The sequence below is a fragment of the Streptomyces iconiensis genome (genome assembly GCF_028657195.3).
GTDB lineage: Bacteria > Actinomycetota > Actinomycetes > Streptomycetales > Streptomycetaceae > Streptomyces > Streptomyces iconiensis.
In genome coordinates this window covers 15,550-33,940 of record NZ_JANCPR020000024.1, presented here as the reverse complement: position 1 = coordinate 33,940, position 18,391 = coordinate 15,550, and the positions used below count along the sequence as shown (strand labels likewise).

The 18,391-nt window shown below is 72.2% G+C and carries 17 protein-coding genes and 1 pseudogene; 10 read left to right on the top strand and 8 right to left on the bottom strand.

Annotation, left to right across the window (positions count from 1 at the left end):
- Positions 1 to 29: 29 nt before the first annotated feature.
- From NMN56_RS23405 to NMN56_RS23380, 6 genes are all read left to right on the top strand, one after another.
- Positions 30 to 272 (top strand): hypothetical protein, encoded by a 243-nt coding sequence (locus tag NMN56_RS23405; protein WP_274045774.1) that lies wholly within the window; start codon positions 30 to 32, stop codon positions 270 to 272.
- 115 nt (positions 273 to 387) lie between these two features.
- Positions 388 to 3,009, top strand: a complete 2,622-nt coding sequence (locus NMN56_RS23400; RefSeq protein WP_274045775.1) for a serine/threonine-protein kinase — start codon at positions 388 to 390, stop codon at positions 3,007 to 3,009.
- A gap of 242 nt (positions 3,010 to 3,251) precedes the next feature.
- Entirely contained in the window at positions 3,252 to 3,374 is a 123-nt protein-coding gene (locus tag NMN56_RS23395) for a lasso RiPP family leader peptide-containing protein (protein WP_274045776.1), read from the top strand.
- A gap of 11 nt (positions 3,375 to 3,385) precedes the next feature.
- Positions 3,386 to 5,437: an asparagine synthase-related protein gene (locus NMN56_RS23390; protein ID WP_274045777.1), complete on the top strand. Its 2,052-nt coding sequence runs from the start codon at positions 3,386 to 3,388 to the stop codon at positions 5,435 to 5,437.
- Complete coding sequence (locus NMN56_RS23385; protein WP_274045778.1) at positions 5,434 to 5,712, top strand: lasso peptide biosynthesis PqqD family chaperone; 279 nt, start codon at positions 5,434 to 5,436, stop codon at positions 5,710 to 5,712. Before NMN56_RS23390 ends, NMN56_RS23385 begins: the two co-directional genes overlap by 4 nt.
- 239 nt (positions 5,713 to 5,951) lie before the next feature.
- Positions 5,952 to 6,863, top strand: coding sequence for an ABC transporter permease (locus NMN56_RS23380; RefSeq protein ID WP_274045779.1), 912 nt, complete (start codon positions 5,952 to 5,954; stop codon positions 6,861 to 6,863).
- Positions 6,864 to 6,961: 98 nt separating this feature from the next.
- On the opposite strand, the gene NMN56_RS23375 is transcribed toward NMN56_RS23380, so the two are convergent.
- Positions 6,962 to 7,183: a DUF397 domain-containing protein gene (locus tag NMN56_RS23375; RefSeq protein ID WP_280842869.1), complete on the bottom strand. Its 222-nt coding sequence runs from the start codon at positions 7,181 to 7,183 to the stop codon at positions 6,962 to 6,964.
- A gap of 13 nt (positions 7,184 to 7,196) precedes the next feature.
- A complete protein-coding gene (locus tag NMN56_RS23370) occupies positions 7,197 to 8,048 on the bottom strand; it encodes a helix-turn-helix domain-containing protein (protein ID WP_274045781.1) in 852 nt (283 codons plus the stop codon).
- Positions 8,049 to 8,230: 182 nt separating this feature from the next.
- Between NMN56_RS23370 and NMN56_RS23365 the strand changes: the two genes are divergently transcribed.
- Complete coding sequence (locus tag NMN56_RS23365; RefSeq protein WP_274045782.1) at positions 8,231 to 8,692, top strand: ATP-binding protein; 462 nt, start codon at positions 8,231 to 8,233, stop codon at positions 8,690 to 8,692.
- A 37-nt stretch (positions 8,693 to 8,729) separates the two neighbouring features.
- Here the strand turns inward: NMN56_RS23365 and NMN56_RS23360 are convergent, their stop codons facing one another.
- From NMN56_RS23360 to NMN56_RS23340, 5 genes and pseudogenes are all read right to left on the bottom strand, one after another.
- The gene (locus tag NMN56_RS23360) at positions 8,730 to 9,413 is read right to left on the bottom strand and encodes an ABC transporter (protein WP_274045783.1); all 684 of its coding nucleotides are present in this window, start codon (positions 9,411 to 9,413) and stop codon (positions 8,730 to 8,732) included.
- Positions 9,407 to 11,044: an ABC transporter permease gene (locus tag NMN56_RS23355; protein ID WP_274045784.1), complete on the bottom strand. Its 1,638-nt coding sequence runs from the start codon at positions 11,042 to 11,044 to the stop codon at positions 9,407 to 9,409. The genes NMN56_RS23360 and NMN56_RS23355 overlap by 7 nt, the downstream gene beginning before the upstream one ends.
- Positions 11,041 to 11,919, bottom strand: a complete 879-nt coding sequence (locus NMN56_RS23350; RefSeq protein WP_430542690.1) for an ABC transporter ATP-binding protein — start codon at positions 11,917 to 11,919, stop codon at positions 11,041 to 11,043. The genes NMN56_RS23355 and NMN56_RS23350 overlap by 4 nt, the downstream gene beginning before the upstream one ends.
- 14 nt (positions 11,920 to 11,933) lie before the next feature.
- Complete coding sequence (locus NMN56_RS23345; protein WP_274045785.1) at positions 11,934 to 12,770, bottom strand: zf-HC2 domain-containing protein; 837 nt, start codon at positions 12,768 to 12,770, stop codon at positions 11,934 to 11,936.
- Between the two features lie 89 nt (positions 12,771 to 12,859).
- Positions 12,860 to 13,411, bottom strand: a pseudogene (locus NMN56_RS23340) (RNA polymerase sigma factor); the annotation flags it as partial.
- Between the two features lie 393 nt (positions 13,412 to 13,804).
- Here NMN56_RS23340 and NMN56_RS23335 point away from each other — a divergent pair.
- Positions 13,805 to 14,104 (top strand): hypothetical protein, encoded by a 300-nt coding sequence (locus tag NMN56_RS23335; protein WP_274045787.1) that lies wholly within the window; start codon positions 13,805 to 13,807, stop codon positions 14,102 to 14,104.
- Between the two features lie 231 nt (positions 14,105 to 14,335).
- Here the strand turns inward: NMN56_RS23335 and NMN56_RS23330 are convergent, their stop codons facing one another.
- Positions 14,336 to 15,778, bottom strand: a complete 1,443-nt coding sequence (locus NMN56_RS23330) for a cation:dicarboxylate symporter family transporter (protein ID WP_430542684.1) — start codon at positions 15,776 to 15,778, stop codon at positions 14,336 to 14,338.
- 175 nt (positions 15,779 to 15,953) lie between these two features.
- Here NMN56_RS23330 and NMN56_RS23325 point away from each other — a divergent pair, with 175 nt between their 5' ends.
- Entirely contained in the window at positions 15,954 to 17,693 is a 1,740-nt protein-coding gene (locus NMN56_RS23325) for a sensor histidine kinase (protein ID WP_274045788.1), read from the top strand.
- Complete coding sequence (locus NMN56_RS23320) at positions 17,690 to 18,376, top strand: response regulator (protein WP_274045789.1); 687 nt, start codon at positions 17,690 to 17,692, stop codon at positions 18,374 to 18,376. Before NMN56_RS23325 ends, NMN56_RS23320 begins: the two co-directional genes overlap by 4 nt.
- Positions 18,377 to 18,391: the final 15 nt, after the last annotated feature.

The following is an 18,391-nucleotide window of genomic DNA, read 5'->3' as shown; positions in this document are numbered from 1 at the left end:
GTGCCCCCAGCCCGTCAAGGAGAACGACCATGCACGCCTTCCTCCTCACCGCGACCCGCGTCCTCCTCGCCGCCTTCCTCCTCGGCGGCTGTGTGGTCGTGGCAGGTCAGTCCTTCGCCCTCGCGACGGGTGACAGGGGGCTGATGGAGATGTTCGGCACCTCCGTCACGGACGCCGTCTGCGTCGTCGCGGGAGGCGCGGGCCTCTGCTCGTTCCTCCTGCTCTACACCCCCGAGGGACGGCGGACCGACGCGCCCGACGACCAGCGCTGACACCGGACCCGCTACATACGGGCCCGCGCCCCGGCCCCGGGAGCGGCGGGATCAACGGCTGCTAACCTCGGCCGCTTGCACGTCAGTTCGGGTTACGGGGGGGGGTGGGTGTGCCGTGCGGGGGCGGGTGCTGAGCGGGCGTTACGAGCTGGTGGAGAAGCTCGGCGCCGGCGGCATGGGCGAGGTCTGGCGGGCGCGCGACCGCGACCTGGGGCGCGAGGTCGCCCTCAAGCTCTTCGCCCCGCCCGACGATGTCCAGGCCGAGGAACGTACGGAACTCCTGGGCCGCTTCCGGCGCGAGGCCCGTGCGGCGGCGGCGCTGGACAGCCCGCACATCGCCGTCATCCACGACCACGGCGCACACGACGGCACCCCCTACCTCGTGATGGAACTGATCGACGGCCGCTCGCTGGAACAGGTGCTGCGCGACGACGGACGCGCCCCGCCGGCCCAGGCCCTCGACTGGGCCGCACAGATCTGCCTGGCCCTCGGTACCGCTCACACAGCGGGCGTCGTGCACCGTGACATCAAGCCCGCCAACATCGTCGTACGCCCCGACGGTACGGCCGTCGTGCTCGACTTCGGCATCGCCAAGTTCCAGGAGGCCGTCGAGGCGGAGTCGAAGCTGACCCGTACGGGGCACATGCCGCTGGGCAGCGTGCTCTACATGGCACCGGAACGCTTCCGCATGGAACCCGGTGACGGGCGCGAGGACCTGTACGCGCTGGGCTGCGTGCTCTACGAACTCCTCATCGGACGCCCGCCGTTCGTCGGTCCAGCGGCCGGCGTGATGTACAACCACCTCAACGACGTACCACTGCGCCCGAGCCGCGCACGCCCAGAACTCTCGGCCTCTGTCGACCAGTTGGTCCTGGACCTGATGGCCAAGTCGCCGGACGACCGCCCGGCGGACGCGGCGGAGGCGCAGGCACGGCTTGTCGCCCTGCGGGCGGGCGTGGAGGGACCGGGCGGCGGGCCCGGGACGGGGGCTGCCGGGGCTGCCGGGACAGGGACCAGCGGGGCAGCCGGGACGGAGACCGCTGGGGCTGGGGCTCGGCCCGAGCGTGTACCCGGGCGCGATGCCGGGCCTGAGCCGGATGCCGGCCCGGGGCCCGATACCGGTCCGGGGCCTGAACCCGGGCCAGAGGCAGGAGTTGACGCCGGGGACGGGCCTGGACCCGATCCCGCGTCCAAGCCCGGTCGCGGATCTGAGCCCGTTCTCGCACCCGTCCCCAGACCCAAGCCCTCACCCAAGTCCTCGTCCTCCCCCAAGCCCTCGCCCTCCGCCCAGCGGGCGCGCTCGGCCGAATCCGGTCCCCGGAACGGTTCCGGGGACCAGAAGGAGCCCGCGTCCAGGCCCGCGTCCAGGTCCGAGGCCGGGGTCGGGACCGGGGCCGGAGCCGGGACCGGGGCCGGGGAAGAGGTGACGCCCTCCGGCTGGCCGCCGCGTAAGTCCACCGTGCGTACGCTCGTCGGCGTCGGACTGGGTGTGGTCCTGCTGGCCGGTGTGGGCGTCGGCGTGGGGCTCGGCGACGGTTCGGGGGGCGGGGCCGGTGAGGACGGCGGCGGGGCCGAACCGCCGGTGCCGTCGGAGGCGCCGCACGCCGGCTTCGACACGACCCCGCCGGAGCCCGCGCCCGGCGACGGCACGTCGGACGCCCCGGACGCGTCGAGCCGGTCGGGCGCGTACACGGTCGTCTACACCAGCGCTTCCGCGATCAACCGTGCCAGCGCCGCGCCTGTCCTGAGGGCCTTCGCCGAGGCCCGCAAGTCCCTCGGGCTCAAGGCCGCCGTCGATGTGGTCGCCGTGGACAGCGACACCATGGACCTTGACGGCATCAAGCGGCGGTATCCCGATGTCGTGGCCGTCATCGGTGACACGTCCGGCGCCGCCCCCGGGGTCCTCGACCCCGACTACCCCGGCCCCGACGACGACCCCGGCGACCCCGGCGACGATCTCGGCGATCCGGACACGGGAGAGGCGCAGCCCGTCACGATCAGCACATGCGGCGAGCCCGGTGAGGACAGCGACCTGGAGCCGTCCGGACAGCACACGTTCCGGCTACGGCCCTCCCCCGCGCGGGTGGCCGCACAGCTCGTCACGTATCTGCGGCGGACGCACGGCGCGCGTACTCCGCTGATCGGCGATGACCAACTGCACGAGGAGTTCGCGAAGCGGCTCCGCGACGAGGTGTCCCAAGGGGGCGGAAAGGCCCCGGTGTCCGGCGAGGACGCGGGGGCCGGGGAGGAGCTTTCCCTCCGTTCGCAGGTGAAGAAGGCCGATGCGGACGCCGTGCTCCTTCCGTATCTCGCGTACGACGGCGAGTTCGCGGCGCAGGGCCTGCTGCGGTCCGGGTTCCGGGGCCCCGTTCTCGTACCGCTCGCATCGCCGTCAGGCTGTGACCCCGACCTGGCCAAGGACAAGGCCGAAGGGCCAGGGGAAGCGGGGCTGAAGGGCATACGGCGCTACCGTTCCTCGCCCCCCGGCGCGAAGGCGGTCACATCCCTCGAACACGATGCCGCACTCGCCGTGGCCGCCGCGCTGGCCCGGCAGAAGGGGCAGCCGTCGAGCGAGGCGGTGCGCGCCTCGCTCACGAGGGACCTCAGAAAGATCAGCGCTGAGGGCGAACTCGGCACCGTCGCCTTCGACGCGCACGGCTACGCGAAGGACCGCACGCTCTGGATCGACCGCTTCGACGGCAAGCGGTGGCAAGAGGAGCACCGGCTCGCACCCTGAGGGCCGACGACCGTAAGCAGCACGGCAGAGCCCAGCTCGCGGCAAGGAGGCGAACCGCGCCGGGCGTACGCCCGAGGACGTTCGTCGAACAGCTCAACGCCCTGGCGATTCCGGCTCACCGGTCGGGGTGGATTGCTGCCGCATATCACGAATTGAGAGTTTCTCCCCGGCAGACCGTTGGGCAGTCCAGACGCGACGGTGGCGCCGGGAAGCGGCGTTGCCCCGTGCAGGAGGAGAGCCCTGTGGAAGAGCGGACCGAGGTCTACGAGACCCCGGCGGTGGTGGCGTCCGGGGGCTTCGAGGAGGTCACCCTCGGCCCCTCCCGGGGCGCACCGGCGGATCAGTACACCTGCTACCGGGTCTGAGGTGGACGGGCGTGGAGTCGTACGGATCGTGGTTCGTCGTTCTCGCTGACGGTGAGGCAGCCGCCGGTGCGGCGCGCGCCCTGCGCCCCCTCGCCGCGCGGGCGATCGAGCACGCTTCGGGACGCCCGTGGCTGATGGGCTGCTGGCCGGACCACGCGCTGATGTCGGCGGCGGCCGGACAGGCGCGGGTGGTGGTGGCCGGAGACTGTCCGGCCACCACCACTTCCCTGCGTGCGGCGCTGGATCGGGTGCGGTCGGTGGAGGAGGCCGGGTCCGTCGCGGCGGGCATGCCCGGCTGCTACCACCTGGCGGTCTCGCTCGGCGGCCGGGTACGGGTACAAGGCACGCTGGCGTCGGTGCGGCGGCTCTTCCGCGCCCGGGTGCACGGCTCGGAGGTGGCGTCCGACCGGGCCGAGGTGCTGGCCGCGCTGACCGGTGGAGAGTGGGACCCGGAGTGGCTGGCCGCCCGGCTGACGGGCCTCGCCATGCCCTTTCCGCTGCACGAGTCCGTGCCCTGGCGCGGAGTACTGCCCGTACCGGCCGACCACTGGCTGGCGCTGGGCCCGGCGGGACGCGCCGAGGAGCGGCGGCGCTGGACGGTACCCGAGCCCGAACTGTCCCTGGCCGACGGAGCGGAAGAGGTACGTACGGCCCTGTCGGGCGCCGTTGCGGCGCGTACGGCGGACGGGGGGACGGTGAGCACCGACCTGTCAGGTGGGATGGACTCCACCTCGCTGGCGTTCCTCGCCGCCAGGGCGCCCGTCGAGTTGGTGACCTACCGGTGGGCGGAGTCGGACAGCCTCAATGACGACGCGCGGTACGCACAGCTGGCGGCGGGCGAACTGCCGAAGGCCCGCCACCTGGTGGACCCCGTCGGGCAGGGCCCCGCCATGTTCGCCGGGCTGGAACCACGGACGGCAACGGGGCGGGGCGAACCCTTCGGGTGGGTGCGCTCGCTGGCCCGCGTGGAACATACGGCCCGTACGGCGGCTGCCGAGGGCTCCCGGCTCCACCTGGCAGGACACGGGGGCGACGAGTTGTTCCGCCCCGGTGGCCACACGCATCTGCACGACCTCTTCCGGCGGCGCCCACGGGAGGCCCTGCGCACGGCGCGTGACTACCGGGCGATGTCACGCGCCTCGTGGCGAGCGGCGCTGCGCGCGCTGACCGACCGCCGCACACCGGGCGCCGAACTGGCCTCGCAGGCACGGGAACTGACCGGTCCTGAGCCCGGAACGCGGACGCTGGAGACGGGCTGGTGCGCGCCGTTGCGGATGCCGCCATGGGCGACGGCCGAGGCCGTCGCCGCCGCGCGCGCCCTGCTGGAGAGGACGGCGGAGGAAGGGGTGGAACCGCTGGCCGGGTGGCGTGAGCAGCACGAGGTCCTGACGCTGGCCCGTATGACGGGGGTCGTGGTCTCCCAGGCCGAACGCCTCAGCGCCGCCGCGGGGACACGGCTGGCGTCGCCCTTCCTGGACGACGACGTGCTGTACGCCGCCCTGAGCGTGCGCCCCGAGGAACGCAACACACCCGGCCGCTACAAGCCGTTGCTGGCCGAGGCCATGCGCGGCATCGTGCCGCGCCCGCTGCTGGACCGTACGACCAAGGGCGAATTCAGCGCCGACTTCCACCAGGGCATGCGCCGCCACCGCGAGGAGGTGCTGGAACTGCTGGACGGCTCGCGCCTGGCCGCGCACGGACTGATCGACGCCGCTGCGGCCCGGCAGGCACTGCTGCGCCCCCACGCCGACACCCGCACCCTGGCGCCCCTCGACGCGACGCTGGCCTGCGAGATGTGGCTGCGCGCCGTCGAGACCGGCCAACCGCCCAGCACCGGCCGGACCCACGGCACACCGGCCCCGTCCCCGGGCCGGGTGACGGTGACAGGCCAGAGGACGGCGACAGGCCAAGGAACAGCGGCCGGCCAGGGGACAGCCGCAGACCGGAGGGCAGCCGCAGACCAAGGAACAGCCGCAGACCAGGAAACAGCCGCAGACCGAGGAACGGTGACGGGTCAGAGGACGAGACCGGGAGAACCGGAGGGAAAGGAGACGGGCCGATGACGGCAGGCGAAGGGCGCCTGGGCCTGCACCCGCACATCACGCTCACCGAAACGGGCGAGGGCACGGCCGTACTGCTCAACCAACGCTCCGGGAAGTACTGGCAGTTGAACGCCACCGCCCTGGTGGTCGTACGGGCGCTGCAGAACGGCGCCGACGAGGAGACCGCCGCCGACCAACTCGCACAGGCGTACCCGGCGGGCGCCGACCAGGCCCGAGGCGACGTCGCCGCACTCATCGCCACCCTCACGGAAGCGGGAGCCCTCACACGCCACTGAACGGCCGCACCGGCCGCACCACTTCACGCCTACTGGCGCGCTTCGCGCCCTCGCGGGCCCACAACCGCCGCAGCCCGCCGCAGCCCGCCGCAGCCCGCGGACGAAACGGGAACCACCACCGACCGCAGCCCGCTCACCGTCCACCTTCCCGGCCCGAACGGGGACGACTTCCAGCCCGGCGGCCACACCACGAGCGCCATCCCGACACTCCTGAACGCCACCGACACTCAGGACAATCCATGAGCCACAACGGGCCCGCATCGCACCCCACCACTCCGCACGCCACCACAACGCGCCCAGGCGCACCTCACGCGGGCGGGGTGCCCGACGCCCCCGCCGCACCGCGCCTCACCGCGCTGCACCGGGAGAGCCGCACGGTTCTGGCCGTCGTCCACCGCGATCTGCTGCGCGTACTCAGCCGGCCTACGCACGCCTTCTTGATGATGCTCCACCCGCTGGTGTTCCTGTTCGCGTTCGGCGGCGGGCTGGGGGCGCTCATCCCGTCCAGGGCCGTCGGAGGCGACTACAGCGCCTATCTTTTCCCCGGCATCCTGATCATGACCATCCAGACCCCTGCCATCGGCGTCGGGATGCGGCTCATCGAGGACCGCACGAGCGGATTCCTGCGCGAGACGCTGATGGCACCGGCCCGCCGCTCCACCCTGCTGGCGGCCATGTGCCTGGGCGGCACCACGGTCGCCACCGTTCAGGGCCTCGTCCTGCTGGCTCTGGCGGGAACGGTGGGAATCGCCTACGACCCGTTCCTGATGGCGTCGATGCTCACGGTGCTCACCGTGACGGCCTTCACCCTCACCGCGCTCACCACGCTGCTCGCGGTCACCATGACCAACGCGGAGTCCTTCAACACGCTTCTCGCCCTGACCATGCTGCCCCTGGTCTTCCTCTCCGGCGGCTTCTTCCCCCTCTCCGCGATGCCCGACTGGCTCGGCACGCTCGCCGCGGCCAACCCCCTCGCCTACGCCGTCGACCTCCTCCACCACGCCCTCCACACCTTCGGCGGCGCTCCCGCACGGGGCGGAGTCCGCTGGGGCGACTGGAAGCCCCCCGCCGCAGCGGAACTCGCCACCCTGCTGGTCGCCGCCACCACCACCCTCACAGCAGCGGCCCACCGCTTCACCCGCCCCGACTGACGGGACACGGTCGCGTGCTGCGGGCGCCTCGCGGCTCCGGCTTCCGGGGTACGGGCACGGGGCACCGGCGAGGGGGGCACGGGCACGGCGCCCCTCCCTCAGGCGTCCGCCCCGCTCCCCCACGCCCCTGCCTTCGCCACCCGCAGGAGCGCGGCGAGGCGGGCAGGCGTGGTGGTGAGGACGACGCCGGGGGCGGCGGATTCGCGGAGACGTATCGCGAGGTGAGGGCCCGCGAGATGAGGGCTGGGAGCGGTGACTTCCAGGCAGTTGTTGCCTTCGGCGCAGAAGGAGGACTTCTGCCAGTTGAGGGCTGTGCGCACGGGAGACTTCCCTTCAGAGTTCGCCAGCGATGCCATTGATGAATTCTCTGGTCTCCTCAGCACCGAGACTCAGTTCTTCCAAACGGCCCCAGAGCCTGCGGTACTTGACCAACTGTGCCTCCATGTCGAGGAGAACGGTGCCGTGTGCCTGGTCCAGTTGCACGGTGTCCAACCGTGGGGTCGCGCCGTACGCGTAGAAGATCGTCTGCCCGGCTCCCGGAAACTCCCCGGCCTCGAAAGGAATCGCCCGCACCGTGACGTTGTCCCGCCCCGCCATCTCGACGATGTGTGCGAGCTGCCTCCTCGTCACGGCCCGACCACCGAACCGCATGCGGAGGGCCGCCTCGTGGATGAGCGCGGTATAGGGCGCCGCGTCCTCCCTGTAGAGCACCGCTTGCCGTTTGATGCGCCAGGATGTCCTGTGCTCGACCTCGTGCGGGGGCAACGGCGGGATCGCCTGCCCGAACACGATCCGGGCGTGTTCGGTGGTCTGGAGCAGGCCGGGCAGCGTCGCGGTCTGAGCGGTCCGCATCTCCGTCGAGTGGTGCTCCAACTCCGCCAGGTCCAACAACCCGGGCGGCAGCACACCGCGGTACTCGTCCCACCAGTTGCGGGAGCGTCCTTCCGCCATCGAGGCCAGCGCCTCGGTCAACTCGTTGTCCGAGCAATCGTAGTTGCAAGCCAGCGTACGCACGCGCGTGGCGCTGATACCCGCACGTCCCGACTCGATGTTGCTCATCCGCGCCTGGTCCACCCCCAACAGGGCACCTGCTTGCAGCGCGGTCATGCCTGACTGTTCGCGCAACTTGCGAAGCTCCTGCCCCAAGCGTTGCTGCCTGGCAGTGGGCGTGCTCCGTGGTGGCATACGGCAGGTCCTCCTTGGCATCCGACGGGCAATTTACCCAGGCGCAAGCTTTTCCCTCCATTGAGGCACAAGCATGCACCGGAATGCCCTACCGTAGGTCACGCGTCAACTACCCAGAGTGCGCGGGTCGTTGTGCGCCCACGCCGTGCTGACCCGGCGCGCCAGCGATAGGAGCCGTCCTTATGCCCACACACGCCACCAGCCTGCCTCTCACAGACACCTCGGGCTCCCCCGAACCACCCGGCCCTCCCGCCAACTGGCGCTACAGCCTCCAGCTCTTCCACAGCGCCCAGGCGCCGGGCATCGCACGGTCGACGGTCCGCACGGTGCTTCACGAACACGAACTCGTCCCGCTCACCGGCACCGCCGAACTCGTCACCAGCGAACTGGTGACGAACTCCTACCGCTACGCCGACAGCGAGATCTTCCTCCGCCTCCGCTGGGACACCGCCGCCGGAACGCTCCGTATCAGCGTCTGGGACGCCTGCCCCGCGCACCCCTCCGCGCCGGACACGACGGACCCGTACCGCACACGCGGGCGCGGCCTGTTCCTCGTCGGGTGTCTCGCGTACCGCTGGGGCGTCCACGACTTCACCCGTGACTGCCGGGGCAAGGCGGTCTGGGTCGAGCTGAAGGCGGGCTGAGGTCGCCTCTGCCCGGGGGCGGCCAGGGGGCGCCCGGTCAGTGACGCGAGCGGTACTGGTCGCGGAGCAGGGCGGGGGCGCAGGCGCAGGTGAGGGACAGCAGTGTGGCCCAGCGCCACCTGGACGCTGCCCAGTCGGGGCTTCCGGGGTCCAGGAAGAGGCCAACGTCGGGGGGCAGGAACACCAGTGTCAGGGTGAGCAGTACGACTCCGGGCGCGGCGACGAGGCTTCCGGTGGCGTCCTGCGTCACGCGCATGCCGAGCAGTCCGAGCGTGAGCGCCAGGCACGCCAGCGCGGCGGCCTCGACCGCGAGGCCGCCCACCGGAACCGCGGCACGGGCGGCTCCCTCCACTCCCTGGACGAGACACGCCAGGGAGACCCCCCAGAAGGCAGCGGCGATCGCGCCCACCCCCAGCACCCGGACACCGCGCGGCAACCAGCGCGGAACCGGCACCGCGCGGGTGCTCCGGGCGGCCGGATCGTCCGTCGCCATGGCCAGGCCCACGGCGCACAGGACGGAGGCGAGCCGGGCCAGCAGGACGGCGGCGGGCGGGCGCACTTCGGCGCCGGACACCGCGGGGCCCGCGCAGAGCAACAGCCCGGCCGTGCCCGCGTACAGCAGCGGCCACAGGCGGGCGGCGCGCAGTTCGGGGCGCAGCAGCGCCGTCGCGAGTAGCCAGCGGGACGGCGGGGCACCCGGCGCCACGGTCCGGCTCAGCACCCGGCTGCCTTCTCGTCGGCCCCGTCGGGAACGGGCACGTCCAGCAGTTCGGCCGCCCGCGCCGTGGTGGTGTCCCGGGCGGTCAGTTCCGCCCACACCTCGCGTACGTGCGCGGCGGTCCGCTCTTGCGGCCGGTCCAGGAGCGCCGAGACCACATCGGCCCCTGGCCCGCTGACGGAGACGCCGCCCGCGCCGTCGAACGTGCTCACGGTCAGGCCGCCGTAGGCGCGTTCGCGCAGGGAGCGGTATGCCTCTGTCAGCTCGGGCGTGGCCTGGGCCGCGAGCCACATGGCAGCCACGGCGCGACCGCCGCACCGGGGCGCCGCGTGAACACCCGGCGCGTGGCCCGCCGTCCGACCGGCCAGCGCGTGTACGGCGAACTGGGCGGCGAAGCCGAGCATCCTGTCACCCGCGAGTCCGCCCGTGCCCCAGTCCGTACCGACCGGAACGGCACCTGGTGTCCCGGCGGCACGGTCCTGACGGGCCCACGTCCGGAGTGGAGGGGACGTGCCGACGCCGTTGGTGGTGTCGTCGTGGAAGAGGTGCTGGCGCACCGCGTAACCGTCCCGGCGCGCGGAGGCGGGCAGCCGCCGCAGCACACCGCGTACCGCTGTCTCCCATTCGCCGACCCGGGGCATGAACTCCGGGAAGGCGCAGTAGGTGACCGTGTCGCGGTGCTCGCAGCGCTGCTGTGTCGCGGGTTCGCGTTCGGCCCGTTCCCGGGCGGCGAGCGTGTCCTGTCCTGGGCTCCGGACCTGTACGACGCCGGAGGTCAGCGCGGCTGCCAGCCCCAGGGCGAGGGCCACGGAGACGGCGCGGCGGGGTGCGGCGCCGCGCGACAGGGCCCAGCAGGAGGCGAGTACGACCAGCGCGAGCACGTAGCCGAGGTGTGCGGTCGCCGGCCGGTCCAGCAGCGCGCTGGGCATCGGCGGGACGAACTCGTCCTCGACGGCGACGAGTCCGAGCCAGCGCCAGCCGCTCGTCGGCCGCAGCGCCCCGGCGACCGTCAGCACGCCGAGCGCCGCGAGGGTGAGTGGGGCGGCGGCCATCGAGCGGGTCAGCCGGGCGAGCAGGACGCCGAGGACGCCGGCCAGCAGCACCAGGGCAGGCCCCGTGGCGAGTTCAGCGACCGAGGGCGCGGAGACGGCGCCGGGACGGGAGGCCAGGTAGGCGATCCGGGCCGCGGTGAGGAGTACGGCGACGGCGGCGCCTGTGGTGGTCGCGAGGAGGAGGGCGAGCGTGCGCCGCCAGGGCGCGAGCACCAGCACGTCGTAGAGTCGGTCGGCGCCGTGCCGGTTGCCGCGCAGCGCAGCCAGGTTGGCGGCGACGAGCGTGCCGGCCGCGAGCAGGAGGAGCGGGATCTGGGTGTAGCGGTCCTCGTCGTGCAGTACCGGGTAGCGGTCGGCTCCCGCGGCTCCGAAGGCCGCGTATCCCCACTGGGCGAGGTACAGCGCGAGCGCGGCGAGGAATGCGGGGTGGCGGGGCAGGCGAAGCCCCTCGGCGCGGGCCAGTGCGAGGGTGGCCGCGCGGGAAGCCCCGGCCGCCTTACGGGCCTTACGGGCCTTACGGGCCTTACGGGGTAAGGGCTCCTGGTCTCTTGCTCGGCCCGTGGCGGTGTCCGTGCGGCTCATGCGCGCGCCTCCGTCCCGGTCCTGCCCCGGCCCGCCAGGTCCAGGAGCAGCAGATAGCCGTCCTCGACCGTCGGCTCGACGCACTCGGCGCCGGGGGGCGCCGTGCCGATGTTGCGGTGGACGCCCAGGCCGGTGCGCCATCCCGCGACGGCCCCTGGGGAACGCTCCGCGCTGTGCCAGACGCGTCCTCGGGCGATCCCGGCGAGCGCGTGCGGCTCACCGTCGAAGGTGACGGCGCCGTGGTCGAGGACGACGACGCGGTGGCAGAGTGCCGCCACGTCCTCGGTCTGGTGCGTGGAGAGCAGCACGGTGCGCCCTTCCCCGAGCCCCGCGACGAGTTCGCGGAAGCGCATGCGCTGTTCCGGGTCGAGGCCGACCGTCGGCTCGTCGAGCACCAGGAATGCGGGGTCACCGGCGAGCGCCGCGGCGAGCGCGACGCGCTGGCGCATGCCGCCGGAGAGCGCTTTGACGCGCTTGCCGCGCTCGGCGCCGAGCCCCACGGCCTCCAGGACCCTGCGCACTTCGTCGTGGCGCCGCCGCCGGTCGGTGATCTCTTTGAGGATGGCGACGTAGTCGACGAACTCGAAGGCGGTGAAGTGCGGGTGCAGTCCCGGGTCCTGGGGGAGGAAGCCGAGCCTGCGCCGGATCCCGGTGCGTTGGGCCGGGTCGGCGGGGTCGCGGCCGAGTACCTCGATCCGGCCGGCGTCCGGCGCCAGCGCGGTGGCGAGCGTGCGCAACAGCGTGGTCTTCCCCGCTCCGTTGGGGCCCAGCAGGCCGGTGACACCGGATCCCAGGGTGAAGGAGACGGAGTCGAGCGCGGGGACGCCGCGGTAGCGGACGGTCACCTCGTGGACGGTCACCTCGCGAGGGGACACGCTCTCGTCGGGACTCACAGCAGATCTCCGTTCCGTCGGTGCAGTACGTCGAAGCCGCCCCTGAGCGGCACCAGTGCCAGGCAGGCCACCAGCAGGAGCCCGAGCATGCAGGTCTGTCCAGCGGCCGAGAAGACCGTGCCGCTGGAAACGGTGAGGAGCACGGCGCACCAGGCGGCGGCGACGCCGCCGGCGGCAAGAGCCGGGGCAACCCGCGCGGTCAGGGTCAGCGCGAGGGCCGTGAGCGCACAGGCGGGGACCAACCAGCCGAGCGCGTGCAGCCCCGGGCGGGGCAGGGCGAGGGTGACGGGGACCGTCAGCGCCACACAGGTCCCGAGTACGACAGCCGTGCGGACGAGCAGCACGCGCAGTCCGCTGACGGGGGCCACCAGCGCCATCTCGTAGGCGGGCTCCCAGCGGGGACCGAAGGAGAAGGCGACACCGAGGAGCGGCAGCATCGGCGCCAGGGCGAGGAAGAGTACGGGGTCGCCGGCGGGGTCACCGAGGCGGGCGGCGAGCGCGGCGAAGAGCAGCGTCAGCGCGGCGGCGGCGAGCCAGGCGAGGCGGAGCGCGGGGGTCGCGGCGACCAGCCGGGAGGCGTGTTCGGGCACTCCGGCCCGCCGCAACAGGCGTTCGGGGAGGCCCTGTCGGGGCTCGTCCATGGCGACGTCCAGCGCCTGCCAGGCCCGGCCCGGGTCCCACACGTCAGGGTCGGTGTGTGTCCCGGCCCGGCTGAGACAGGCAGGGCACGCCGTGAGGTGGGGCTCGATCGCCCACAGCTCCTCGGCCCGCGCGTGCCCGGCCGCATAGGCGCGGAGGGTCTCGTCGGTCGGGTGGCCGCCGGGTACGGTCATCGCTTCCTCCTTCCCGTGGGGCGCCGGGGTGGGAGGCGCCCGGGCGTTGTGGGGTCGGTCGAGCCGGTGGCGGACGGTTGAGCCGCCCGCTCCAGGGAGGCGCGCAGGTGTCGCCGTGCACGCATGGCCCGCGTTTTGACCGTGCCTTCGGGAAGGTCCAGCAGCGCCGCCGTCTCCCGGACGGACATCCCGTCGAGCGTCATGGCCTGGAGGACGCTCCGCAGTTCAGGGGCGAGGTCGGCGAGCGCACGGGCCAGCCGCCCGTGTTCGACGCCGAGCAGCGCCTGGTCCTCGGCGGACGGCTCGTCCCGCGTACGCAGCGCGCCGAGTGCCTGGTGCAGCCGTGCGCGGGCGCCCTTCGCGCGTCCGGCATCGGCGAGCCGACGGGCGGCGATCCGCCACAACCACCCCGCTAAATCTTCCACTTGGGGCTGCCGCCCCCGGTCACAGGCCCGCCACAGGGCGAGGAACGTCTCCTGCACGACGTCATCGAGCACAGCGCGGTCGGAGCAGCGGTAGCGCAACCGGGCGACGAGCCACGGTGCGTACCGCCGGTACACGGCTTCGAACGCCGTCCGGTCCCCCGCCACAAGCGCGGCAACCGTCCCGGCGTCCCACCCCGCCCCCCGCTCCTCCGTCACACCCCTTCGTCGTACGGAGCCCGCCGGGCGGTTCACCGAAGGGAGGTGACCTGCGTCACATATTTCGGGATCCGATCGTCGACTTTCAGCCTCTGAACGTAGGGCCAAGGGGGGCGCACGCACCCCTCGTCACCGTGAGGACGGCTCTCGATCTTTGGCTAGGGCACGTCAAAGGCTGCGCGCCTGTCAGCAGGTAGGCGAACGGAAATCTCCGCTTCCTCTCACGTCTCAGCTTTCAGCCATGAGAACCGCATCTTCCACATGAATCACGACTCTTACGCCACATCTCGGAGCGCCATAGCTTTCTCGGCGAACACTCCGCGTGCCGCGGAGGAACCGATCGAATGAGAGGAAGTCCCGTACATGAGAGGGAAGTTGAAGAGATCAGGAGCCGTGACGCTCGCAGCTGTCGCGATGACGGCGGGGCTCAGTGTCGCACCGGCTCAAGCCGCGAGCCCGGCGTCCGCCAAGGCAGACGCCGCCGCAGCACCGAGCTGTATCACAGCGTGGGTCAAGAAGGGCACTCTCACGCAGACCGGATACGGGCGCAACGACTGCTCATCGCAGAAGCGCTACAAGATCGTCTGGGCGTTCGGCGCGGACAGCGCGTGCGTGACCGTAAAGAAGGGCCAGACCCTGAAGCACAAGATTCCGATCGCCCCCCGCCGGTTCGACGGGGTGAAGAGCTGCTGACCATCGGCAGGTGACAGCACGAAGAGGGCCTTCCCCGAAATCGACCTTCGGGGAAGGCCCAGGTGTCTCATGGTGCCCCACTCTGTGGCGCCGTCGAAAGTGCTGGCGGGCGTGCGACCTGAATCGCCCGCCCGGGCTGGGCCCACACCGGCCCCATGCCCGCCCGGTACCGCGAAAGGGCCCTCTCCCGGGGGTGGTTTCTAGGGGTCGTCGCTGTGGGGGGTGGTGGCTCTATGCCTTTGTCAGGGTGTCCTGGTCGCCCTGGGGTGCGGGGACGTCGGCGGGGGACGTGGCGGTCGGGGGGTCGGACTCGGTGCCGTGGCCGCCGTCGGTGGAGAGGGTCTGCTCGTCGAACGGGATGGCGCCGGCGAGGACCTGGTCGACCCGTTCCCTGTCGATCTCCTTGGTCCAGGTGCCGACCAGCACCGTGGCGACCGCGTTGCCCGCGAAGTTGGTGAGGGCGCGGGCCTCGCTCATGAAGCGGTCGATGCCGACGATCAGGCCGACGCCGTCGACCAGTTCGGGGCGGTGGGACTGGAGGCCGCCGGCGAGGGTGGCCAGTCCGGCGCCGGTGACGCCGGCCGCGCCCTTGGACGCGATGAACATGAAGATGAGCAGCGAGATCTGCTGACCGAGGGAGAGCGGGTCGCCCATCGCCTCGGCGACGAAGATCGAGGCCATCGTCAGGTAGATCATCGTGCCGTCGAGGTTGAAGGAGTAGCCGGTCGGCACGGTGATGCCGACGACGGGCTTGCTGACGCCCAGGTGCTCCATCTTCGCGATCAGCCGCGGCAGCGCCGACTCGGAGGAGGAGGTCGAGAGGATCAGCAGGAACTCGCGGCCCAGGTACCGCAGCAGCGAGAAGATATTGATGCCCGTGAACACCCGCAGGATCAGCCCGAGGACGACGAAGACGAACAGGAAACAGGTGGTGTAGAAGCCGATCATGATGACGGCGAGGGACTTCAGCGCGTCCACGCCGGTCTCCCCGACCACGGCGGCCATCGCACCGAACGCGCCGACGGGCGCCGCCCACATGACCATCGCGAGCACCCGGAAGACCAGCTTCTGGATGTGCCCGATCCCGCGCAGCACCGGCTCGCCCGCCTTGCCCATCGCCTGCAGCGCGAAGCCCACGAGCAGCGCGATCAGCAGCGTCTGGAGCACCTCGCCCTCGGTGAAGGCGGAGACCATGGTGGTCGGGATCATGCCGAGCACGAAGTCCGTCATGCCCTCGCCGCCCTTGGCCTGCGAGGCGCCGGCGTCCCTGGCGGCCTCGGTCAGGTGCAGGCCGTGACCGGGCTCCAGCACGTTGCCGACGACCAGGCCGATGGCGAGCGCGACCAGCGACATGGTCAGGAAGTAGCCGAGTGCGAGCCCGCCGACGGCGCCGACCTTGGCAGCCTTGCGCACCGAACCGATGCCCAGCACGATCGTGCAGAAGATGATGGGCGAAATCATCATCTTGATGAGGTTGACGAAGCCTTCACCGAGCGGCTTCAGCTCGGTGGCCACCCCCGGGGCCGTGAGACCGAGCGTGATGCCCAGGACCACGGCGGCGATCACCGCGATGTAGAGGTAATGCGTGCGGTCCTTCTTCTTCACCTGGGGTGAGACCGTGGCAGCGCCCGCTGCGTCCGGTCGTGAAGACGGCTGCGGTGTCTTCTTCGACACGTCGGCGGCTCCTCGTTGATGGTTCGATTCCGGCGAATTCCCGCGAAACGTCCCTGAAACAGGGGGTATCGCGCAACCGAATCGTGTTGAGTCCCGGCGACTATGCAACACCGTGCGACGGGCGTCACCCTTACGTGCATTACGTGCACGAAATCAGCCACGGCAGACTGAGGTAATGCGCCACCCCCGTCCCCGCCCCCGCACCTCCGCGCGGTCACGCCCCCGCAGCCTGGCGGGGCAGCTCTTCGCCATGCAGGTGGTGCTGGTGGCCGTCGTGGTGGCGGGGTGCGCGGTCTTCGCGTATCTCTCGGGGCGCTCCCAGGCCAGGGATGCCGCGACGCACAGGGCCCGCGCGACCACGCAGGCCGTGGCCGATTCCCCCTCCGTCCACGAGGCCGTACGCTCCGCGCACCCCAGCGCCCGCCTCCAGCCGTACGCGGAGCGGGTACGGCGGGACACCGGCGTCACCTTCGTCACGATCATGGACACCAAGGGGCGGCGCTGGACGCATCCCGACCCGGACAGGATCGGTGAACGGTTCGTCGGGCACATCGGCCCCGCGCTCAAGGGCCGTACGTTCGACGAGACGTACACCGGCACGCTGGGCGCCTCCGTGCGCGTGGTCACTCCCGTGCGTGAGGGCGGTCCCGGTGGCCGGATCGTGGCCCTCGTCAGCGCGGGCATCGCCGTCGACACCATCAGCAGGCAGGTCAGCGAGCAGCTCACCGCGCTCCTCGCCGTCGCGGGCGGCGCGCTCGCGCTGGGCGGAGTGGGGACGTACGTCATCAACGCCAGGCTCCGCCGCCACACCCACGGCATGAACGCCGCCGAGCTGAGCCGCATGCACGACTACCACCAGGCCACGCTGCACGCCGTACGGGAGGGGCTGCTGATGCTCGACGGGCAGCGCAGGGTCGCCCTCGTCAACGACGGCGCCCGCGAACTCCTCGGGCTGCGCGACGCGTCCGTCATCGGCCGCGAGGTCACCGCACTCGGACTGCCTCGTGCGCTCACGGGCGCGCTGCTCGCGTCCGAGCCGCGCGTGGACGAGGTCCATCTCAGCGCCGAGCACGTCGTCGTCCTCAACACCTCGCCCGTCCATGACGGCGGCCGGCGCGGCACCGTCGTCACCCTGCGCGACCACACCGAACTCCAGGCACTCACAGGCGAGTTGGACTCCGTACGGGGATTCGCCGAGGCGCTGCGCTCCCAGGCGCACGAGGCGGCGAACCGGCTGCACACCGTCGTCTCGCTCATCGAACTGGGGCGCACACGGGAGGCCGTCAGCTTCGCGACGGAGGAACTGGAGCTGGCGCAGGCCCTCACCGACCACGTGGTGACGGCCGTGTCCGAGCCCGTACTGGCCGCCCTGCTGCTCGGCAAGGCGGCGCAGGCCAACGAACGCGGCGTCGAACTCGCCCTCACCCCCGACTCCCACGTGGACGACATCACCGGGCTTCCCCCCCGCGACCTCGTCACCGTCCTCGGCAACCTCATCGACAACGCCGTGGAGGCAGCCGCTGCCACCGGCCTCCCCGGCGACGGCGCGGAAGTCGCGGCTGCCACCGGCCTCCCCCGCGACGGCGCGGAGGCACCGGCTGCCACTCCGGAAGGCGGTGTCCGGCCACAGGACCGGGCCCGCGCGCACAGTCCCCGGGTCACCGTGGCGATCCAGCGGTCACGGGGAGAGGAGCTGTCGGTGCGCGTCACCGACAACGGTCCTGGCCTGCCGCCGGGCGGCGAGGAGACGGTGTTCGAGCGCGGCTGGTCGACCAAGGCGGGCGGCGGCATCGGGCTGGCACTGGTACGCCAGACGGCACGGCGTCACGGCGGCGAGGCGACAGCGACCCAACTGCCCGGCGGCGGGGCCGAGTTCACCGTGCACGTGCCGACAGGACAGGAGGCGGGCGCGTGACACTCCGGGTACTCGTCGTCGAGGACGACCCCGTGGCGGCGGACGCGCACGCGCTGTACGTCACCCGGGTGCCGGGCTTCGAGGTGGCCGCCGTGGCGCACTCGCGCGCCGAGGCGGTACGCGCACTGGACGAGCAACCGCGGGTCGACCTGATCCTGCTCGACCTGTACTTGCCGGACGGCAACGGGCTGGCGCTGCTGCGTTCACTGCGGGCGGCGGGGCACACGGCCGACGTGTTCGCCGTGACCTCGGCGCGGGACCTGACGGTGATCAGGGAGGGCGTGTCGCTGGGCGTGGTGCAGCACGTGCTGAAGCCGTTCACGTTCAGGTCGCTGAGCGACAGGCTGCGGCGGTACGCGGACTTCCGGATGTCGGCGGAGGCGCACGGCGAGGCGGTGAGCCAGGACGAGGTGGACAGGGCGCTGTCGGTGCTGCGCGCTGCACCGCCCTCCTCGGCGCTGCCGAAGGGGCTGAGCACAGGAACGCTGGACACCGTCACCTCGGCGCTCCGCGAGCAGGGCGAGGCGGGCCTGACCGCGAGCGAGGCGGCAGAGCGCATCGGCGTCAACAGGATCACGGCGGGGCGCTACCTGGAGCACCTGGCCACGACGGGACGCGCACACAGGCGGCAGCGGTACGGGCACGTGGGTCGGCCCGAACACCACTACGTATGGCGGCGCTGAGCAGGGGCGGGCCGC